Genomic DNA, 7451 nt, shown 5'->3' on the forward strand with positions numbered 1-7451 from the left:
TGGCTGGGGGGGGGAGTATATCAATAACTCCTATAAGGAGTGGAAGATGAGTAGAATTTCTTTAGAAAATTATTTGCAAGTTCACAATCGTTATTCTTGCTTATCAAATGATATTTATCTTAATAAAAAATATGCTGAACTTTATGGAGAAACATTTGATTTCTCGTATAGTAAAAATGGATTTGTATTTAAGGTTGTAGCCATAAAGGAAAAAATAGAGAATTCTCAATTTTATGATTTGCAAAGTCCTTATGGATATGGTGGAATATATTGCAATTCTCAAAATGAAGACTTCATCAAAGAAGCTTTAAAAGCTTTAAAAACAGAAGCTTTTAAACAAAACATCATTGCTTTTTTTATCCGATTTCATTTTTTTGATGAAAATCTAAAAATATATTCAAAACTTTTACCTTTTTTTACTAAAAGTAGAGAAACCATCATTGTAAACACAGAAAAAGGTATTGATAATATTCGTATGAATTATAGCCCTAGAATAAGATCTTATGTCAAAAAAGCTAGAGAAAAATTGCAAATAAAATTTGCTACAAAAAAAGATTATAAAGATTTTTTTACATTATATAGTAAAACTATGCAAAGAAACCAAGCGGATAAATTTTATTATTTTAACGAAGATTATTTTCAAAAACTCTTTGATTTTAACGAAAGTAAAATACTAAAAGCAAGCTTAAATAATGAAATTCTTGCTTATGTATCATTTTTTCTTTGTGGAGATTTTTCTTATTATCATTTAAGTGCCAATGTTTTAAAATCCAATGCCAATGCAGCTTTATTGGATTTCTTTTTTGAATATGCAAGCAACAATAATTCCAAATTTTGTTTCTTGGGTGGAGGAATTCAAGAGAACGATACGCTTTACAAATTTAAAGAAAAATTTTCTACTATAAATGGAAGTTTTTATATAGGTGGTATAGTTTTTAATCAGAAAGAATATAACCAAATTTGTAAAAATTTTAGCAATAATAAATTTTTAAAATACCGATATTAAAAAATAATATCTAGAATATTTGTATTAATTCCAATTAAGGAAAACTATGAAAAAAACTCTTATCATCGCAGAAGCAGGAGTTAATCACAATGGTGATTTAAATTTAGCTAAAAAGTTAATAGAAATCGCAGCAGATTCAGGGGCTGATTTTGTTAAATTTCAAAGTTTTAAAGCCAAAAACTGTATCAGCACAAAGGCTAAAAAAGCACCCTATCAGCTTAAAACCACAGCTAGTGATGAGAGTCAGCTTCAAATGGTACAAAAACTCGAACTCGATCTTAAAGCTCATAAAGAGCTTATCTTACACACAAAAAAATGCAATATTGCCTTTCTTTCTACTCCTTTTGATCTTGAAAGTGTAGATCTTTTAAATGAGTTAGGCTTAAAAATCTTTAAAATTCCAAGCGGAGAAATCACCAATCTACCCTATCTTAAAAAAATTGCAAAGCTTAATAAAAAAATCATACTTTCAACAGGTATGGCAAATTTAGGCGAGATAGAAGAAGCTTTAAATGTGCTTTGTAAAAATGGCACTAAACGCCAAAATATCACTCTTTTACACTGCACTACAGAATACCCTGCCCCTTTTAATGAAGTCAATCTTAAAGCCATGCAAAGCTTAAAAGACGCTTTTAAGCTTGATGTGGGTTATTCTGATCACACTCAAGGCATACACATTTCCCTAGCTGCGGTTGCCTTGGGAGCTTGTGTGATAGAAAAGCATTTTACTCTAGACAAAAATATGTCAGGGCCTGATCATAAAGCAAGCCTAGAACCTCATGAACTAAAAACGCTTTGTACTCAAATAAGACAAATACAAAAGGCTATGGGTGATGGCATAAAAAAAGCAAGCAAAAGCGAAAGAAAAAATATCAACATAGTAAGAAAAAGTTTAGTCGCTAAAAAAGATATCCAAAAAGGAGAAATTTTTAACGAAGAAAATCTTACTACCAAACGCCCAGCAAATGGTATAAGTGCTATAAGATATGAAGAGTTTTTAGGTAAAATTGCTACAAAAAACTACAAAGAAGATGAGCTTATCTGTGAGTAAAAGAAAGATTTGTATAGTCAGTGCAACAAGGGCTGAATGGTATCTTTTAAGAAATTTATGCCATGAAATTCAAAACGATAAAGATCTAAGCCTTCAAATCATGGCTACAGGGGCACATTTAAGCCCTGAGTTTGGACTGACTTATAAAGAAATAGAAAAAGAATTTAAAATAACTAAAAAAATCCCTATCCTGCTTGCAAACGATGATAAAATAAGCCTTTGTAAAAGTATGAGTTTAGCTTTTAGTACTTTTAGCGATGCTTTTGAAGACTTAAAGCCTGATATGGTAGTCATTTTAGGCGATCGTTATGAAATGCTTAGCGTAGCAAGTGTGTGTCTTTTGATGCACATACCTTTAGTGCATTTATGTGGCGGGGAGCTTACTTTAGGAGCTATTGATGATAGTATAAGACACAGCATTTCAAAAATGTCACATTTACATTTTGTAAGTCATGAAATTTATAAAAAAAGGCTTTTACAACTTGGAGAAGAAGAAAAAAGGGTTTTTAATATAGGATCTTTAGCTTCTACTATCATAAAAAATATGAATTTTTTAAGCAAAAAAGATTTAGAAAAAGCCTTAGAAATGAAACTAGATAAAGAACTTTACTTAATCACTTATCATCCTTTAACCTTAAATGTAAAAAATACTCAAAAAGAAATTAAAACCTTACTTAAAAAACTTGACACCCTTAAAAACGCAAGTTTGATTTTTACCAAAGCAAATGCCGATGAAAATGGACTTTTAATCAATGAAATTTTGCAAAATTACTGCCAAAAAAACTCACACAAGGCTAAACTTTTTGATAATCTTGGCTCACAAAAATACCTAAGTCTTATGAAAATAGCCAAGGCCATGATAGGCAATTCTTCAAGTGGTATTAGTGAAAGTCCTTTTTTTAAAACTCCTTGCATTAATATAGGCGATAGACAAAAAGGGCGTTTAAGAACTCGAAATATCATTGATTGCGAAATCAACGATCTTGATCAAGCTTTTGAAAAATTAGAAAGCAAAGAATTTAAACAAAATTTAAAAAATTTTAAAAACCCTTATGATAATGATAAAAATCCCAATAAAATCATAAAAACTTGCCTAAAAAATGTAAATTTAGATACAATTTTACATAAAAATTTCATCGATTTATAAGGCTTAGTGTGGATATAAATAAACTCAAACTCACCCCTGATTCTAGTATAAAAGAAGCTTTAAAAATAGTCGGGCAAGAACGCGTTAGATTAGGCATTATAGTTGATAAAAAGGATAAATTTTTAGGAGTCATTAGCGATTCAAACATCAGAAAAGCTTTAATTAGTGGCAAAACTTTAAAAGATAGTATCAAAGATATTTACACTAAAAATCCCATCACCATAAAAGAAAATACAAGCAAAGAACAGCTTTTAAAAATTTCTGCTAAAACCGATATTTACGACTTTCCTGTTTTAGATGAAAAAGGGCAAATTCTTTCTATAAAATCTATTTCATCACTTTTAAAAGCCAATCCAAACTCCATTATCATCATGGCTGGAGGCTTAGGCTCTCGCTTAAAAGAGCTGACTAAAGATACTCCAAAACCTATGTTAAAAGTAGGCAAAAAACCCATTTTAGAAAGCATAGTCCAAAGACTTAAAAATCAAAATTTTGAAAATTTTATCTTTTGTGTGAATTATAAAAAACAAATCATAGAAGATTATTTTCAAAAAGGGAAAAAATTTGGGGTTAAAATTTCTTATATTAAAGAGCGTAAAAAACTAGGTACAGCAGGGGCTTTAAGCCTTATAAAACAAGAATTTAAAGAAAGTTTTATCGTTATGAATGCAGACATTTTAACCGAGCTTGATTTTAATGATCTTTTAAAAGCGCATAAAAAATCAAAAGCTTTAATGAGCGTTTGCGTGCGTGAGTTTGAGCAACAAATTCCTTATGGAGTAATCACCCAAAAACAAGGTTTTATAGAAAATATAGAAGAAAAACCTACCCAAAAATTCCTAGTAAGTGCGGGGATTTATGTACTTGAAAATGAAATTTTAAATTTAATTGCTAAAAATGAATACTTAGACATGCCCGAACTCATCAAACTTGTTCTACAAAAAGGCAAGGTAAATACCTATATCATCAACGATTATTGGATTGACATTGGAAGGCCGGATGAGTTTTTAAAAGCCAATGAGGATTTTAAATGAAAATCTTAATCATAGGCTTTGGAAGCATAGGAAAAAAGCATTTTTTAGCCTTAAAAAATTTAAACCATCAAGTGAGTTTGCTTTCTTTAAGTGCTAAAGAAGAATTTAAAAACGCTCCAATTTATCGCTCTTTAAAGGAATGTGATTTAAACGAATTTGATCTTTTTATCATCGCAAATATCACTACGGAGCATTTTAACACCTTAAAAACTTTAGATGAGCTTGTAAAAGATAAAATCATACTCGTAGAAAAACCTTTATTTGAAAAAGTGCAAAATTTCACAAGCTCAAAAAATCACATTTATGTAGCGTATTTACTACGTTTTCATCCTGTGATTGTGGCTTTAAAAAGGCTTTTAAAAGGTGAAAAAATTTATTTTGCTAGTTTGGTTTGTAATTCTTATTTGCCCCATTGGAGAGCTTTAGACTACAAGCAAAACTATAGCGCTAAAAAAGAGCTAGGTGGTGGAGTTTTACTCGATCTTTCTCATGAAATCGATCTAGCCTTTTTTCTTTTTAAAGACTTAGAGCTTATATACTCCCAAAATGCTAAAATTTCAGAGCTTGACATAACAAGCGATGATTTTGCCTTTTTGGCTTTAAAAAATTCACAAGAAGCTAAAATTCATATAGAACTAGACTATTTTTCTAAATTTAACAAAAGAGAAATTATCATCCATACTTTAGAAAAAAGCTTTAAAGCCGATTTGATAAACAATAAAATCGAAATTTATCACAAAGATCAAAGTCAAAAAATCTTAAATTTTGAAAACGATACGATAAAAACCCTTCAAAATTTACATCAAGCAGTCTTTGAGCAAAACAAAGAACTTTGCGATCTTAAGCAAGCTTTAAAAGTACTTGAAATTTGTGATGAAGTAAGGAAAAAAAATGACTGAAATTTTATGTACCATTTGTGCTAGGGGTGGGAGCAAGGGCGTTAAAAACAAGAATATTAGAAAGATTAACGAACTTGAAATGATAGCTTATAGCATCATACAAGCTCAAAATTCAAAGCTTTTTAAACACATAGTCATAAGTACTGATAGTGATGAAATCGCAAGTGTAGCCCAAAAATATGGCGCTGAAGTTTTTTTCAAAAGAGAAGCTCATCTTGCCAATGATCAGGCTGCAAAACTTCCTGTCATGCGCGATGCCTTACTAAGAAGTGAAGAGCATTTTAAAACGCGTTTTGAAACTCTCATAGACTTAGATGCTTCAGCCCCACTTCGCTCAAGCCTTGATATAAAAAAAGCTTATGAAAGTTTTGTTGAAAATGATAATTCTAATCTCATCACCGCAGCTCCTGCTAGACGCAATCCTTATTTTAACCTCGTAGAAATACAAAATAACAAGGTAGTAAAATCCAAAGAAGGAAATTTTACCACTCGCCAAAGTGCCCCAAAATGCTATGATATGAACGCTAGTATTTATATCTTTAAAAGGGATTATCTTTTAGAAAATGATAGTGTTTTTGGCAAAAACACAGGGCTTTTTGTAATGGATGAAAGCACAGCTTTTGATATTGATAGCGAGCTTGATTTTAAAATCGTAGAGTTTTTAATCTCTTTAAAAAATTTATCGCCAAAGGATTTTTAATGCTTGAAAATAAAATCATCTTTGTAGTAGGAGCTTGTGGGCGTATAGGTAAAGCGCTTTGTCAAAAAATACTTCTTAGCAAAGGTATCCCTATACTCGCAGATATCAACAAAGAACGCTTAAATAAATTGCAAGAAAATTTAGAAACAAATTTTAAAACAAAACTTTTAAGCTTAGAACTTGATATCACTAAACAAGAAAGCTTACAAACCGCCCTTCAAAAAAGTCAAGAAAGATACGGCAAAATCGATGCTTTTGTTAACTCAAGCTATCCTTTTGGCAAAGATTGGGGTAAAACGCCTTATTATGAACTCAAATACGAACAAATTTGTGAAAGTTTAAATTTACATTTAGCAGGCTTTATGCTAGCCGCTCAAGAATTTGTGAAATTTTTTAAACAACAAGGCTATGGTAATATCATCAATCTTAGCTCCATCATGGGAGTTTATGCGCCAAAATTTGAAAACTATGAAGGCACTTCCATGCAAAGCTCTTTAGAATACAGTGTGATAAAAGCAGGGATTAATCACATGAGCTCTTGGCTAGCTAAAGAGCTTTTTAATCAAAACATACGCGTTAATACCCTAGCAAGTGGAGGAATTTTGGATAATCAAAATGAACTTTTTTTAAAAGCTTATAGAAAATGTTGTGCAAGCAAGGGTATGTTAGATGCTGATGATGTGTGCGGAACCTTGGTATTTTTGCTTAGTGATGAGAGTAGATTTATCACAGGGCAAACCTTAGTGGTAGATGATGGATGGGGCTTATGATGACCTTCACTCCCACCCAAAAACAACTCTTTAACAAAAACATTGAAGCTTTAAGCAATATTCTTTTAAAAGAAAGTTTAAAAGAAATTAAATCAAGTAAATTTGAACTTATCTTAGGTAAAGATAATCTAGATATCAATTTAAAAGATACAAGTGATAATACTTTTCTTTATGAAAATGTTATTGATGAATTAAACTCTATGCTAAACACTTATAATGATAAATACTTACTTTATCCTGTATTGTATTTTTATGGTTTTGGAAATGGAATTTTATTTAAAGCCTTGCTTCAAAATAAAAATCATCAACATATTGTTGTTTTTGAAAAAGATATAGAAATCATTTGGATAATGTTTCATATCTTAGATTTTTCAAATGAATTACAAAGTGCAAGATTGATGGTTTTGGAAACAAGTTCTTTGAATATAGAATTTTTTTCTAATTTTTGCTCTAACAAACCTTTCTTTCAATTTTCTAGAATTTATTTTTTAGAATTAATGAGTCATTATTATGAAAGATTTCATGAAGATATTTTAGGATTGAATAAAAAATTAGCAGAAAATTTTAAAAATTCTATTGTTTCTCATGGCAATGATCCCCTTGATGCTCTTCAAGGTATAGAACAATTTGTTTATAATCTTCCTCAAATGATCACTCATCCTAGTTATAAAGAATTACTTTCTAAAAGAAAGGGTATAAGTGATACAGCTATCATTGTTTCTACAGGACCATCTCTTACTAAACAACTTCCTTTGTTAAAAAAATATGCTAGTAAAGCTACAATTTTTTGTGCAGATTCTTCTTATCCTATTTTAGCCAAACATGGTATAAAGCCCGATTATGT

Annotated in this window: 8 protein-coding genes; all 8 read left to right on the top strand. The window is 30.2% G+C overall.

Annotation, left to right across the window (positions count from 1 at the left end):
• Positions 1-46 precede the first annotated feature (46 nt).
• Positions 47-1006, top strand: coding sequence for a hypothetical protein (locus SR63_RS06345; RefSeq protein ID WP_052785323.1), 960 nt, complete (start codon positions 47-49; stop codon positions 1004-1006).
• Positions 1007-1052: 46 nt separating this feature from the next.
• Positions 1053-2057, top strand: coding sequence for a N,N'-diacetyllegionaminate synthase (gene legI, locus SR63_RS06350; protein ID WP_052785322.1), 1005 nt, complete (start codon positions 1053-1055; stop codon positions 2055-2057).
• A complete protein-coding gene (legG, locus tag SR63_RS06355; RefSeq protein ID WP_052785369.1) occupies positions 2050-3204 on the top strand; it encodes a GDP-N,N'-diacetylbacillosamine 2-epimerase (hydrolyzing) in 1155 nt (384 codons plus the stop codon). The genes legI and legG overlap by 8 nt, the downstream gene beginning before the upstream one ends.
• 8 nt (positions 3205-3212) lie before the next feature.
• Positions 3213-4238: a nucleotidyltransferase family protein gene (locus SR63_RS06360; protein ID WP_147498402.1), complete on the top strand. Its 1026-nt coding sequence runs from the start codon at positions 3213-3215 to the stop codon at positions 4236-4238.
• Positions 4235-5137: an L-glutamine-D-fructose-6-phosphate isomerase subunit gene (ptmF, locus tag SR63_RS06365; protein ID WP_147498403.1), complete on the top strand. Its 903-nt coding sequence runs from the start codon at positions 4235-4237 to the stop codon at positions 5135-5137. Before SR63_RS06360 ends, ptmF begins: the two co-directional genes overlap by 4 nt.
• On the top strand, positions 5130-5837 hold the full coding sequence (legF, locus tag SR63_RS06370) for a CMP-N,N'-diacetyllegionaminic acid synthase (RefSeq protein ID WP_052785320.1): 708 nt from the start codon (positions 5130-5132) through the stop codon (positions 5835-5837). Before ptmF ends, legF begins: the two co-directional genes overlap by 8 nt.
• A complete protein-coding gene (gene ptmA / locus SR63_RS06375) occupies positions 5837-6607 on the top strand; it encodes a flagellin modification protein PtmA (RefSeq protein WP_002878279.1) in 771 nt (256 codons plus the stop codon). The genes legF and ptmA overlap by 1 nt, the downstream gene beginning before the upstream one ends.
• Positions 6607-7451: motility associated factor glycosyltransferase family protein (locus SR63_RS06380; protein ID WP_133223708.1), on the top strand; the 845-nt coding region annotated here is incomplete at its 3' end. The genes ptmA and SR63_RS06380, both read left to right, overlap by 1 nt.

This window comes from Campylobacter sp. 2014D-0259 (genome assembly GCF_008000505.1).
GTDB classification, from domain to species: Bacteria; Campylobacterota; Campylobacteria; order Campylobacterales; family Campylobacteraceae; genus Campylobacter_D; species Campylobacter_D jejuni.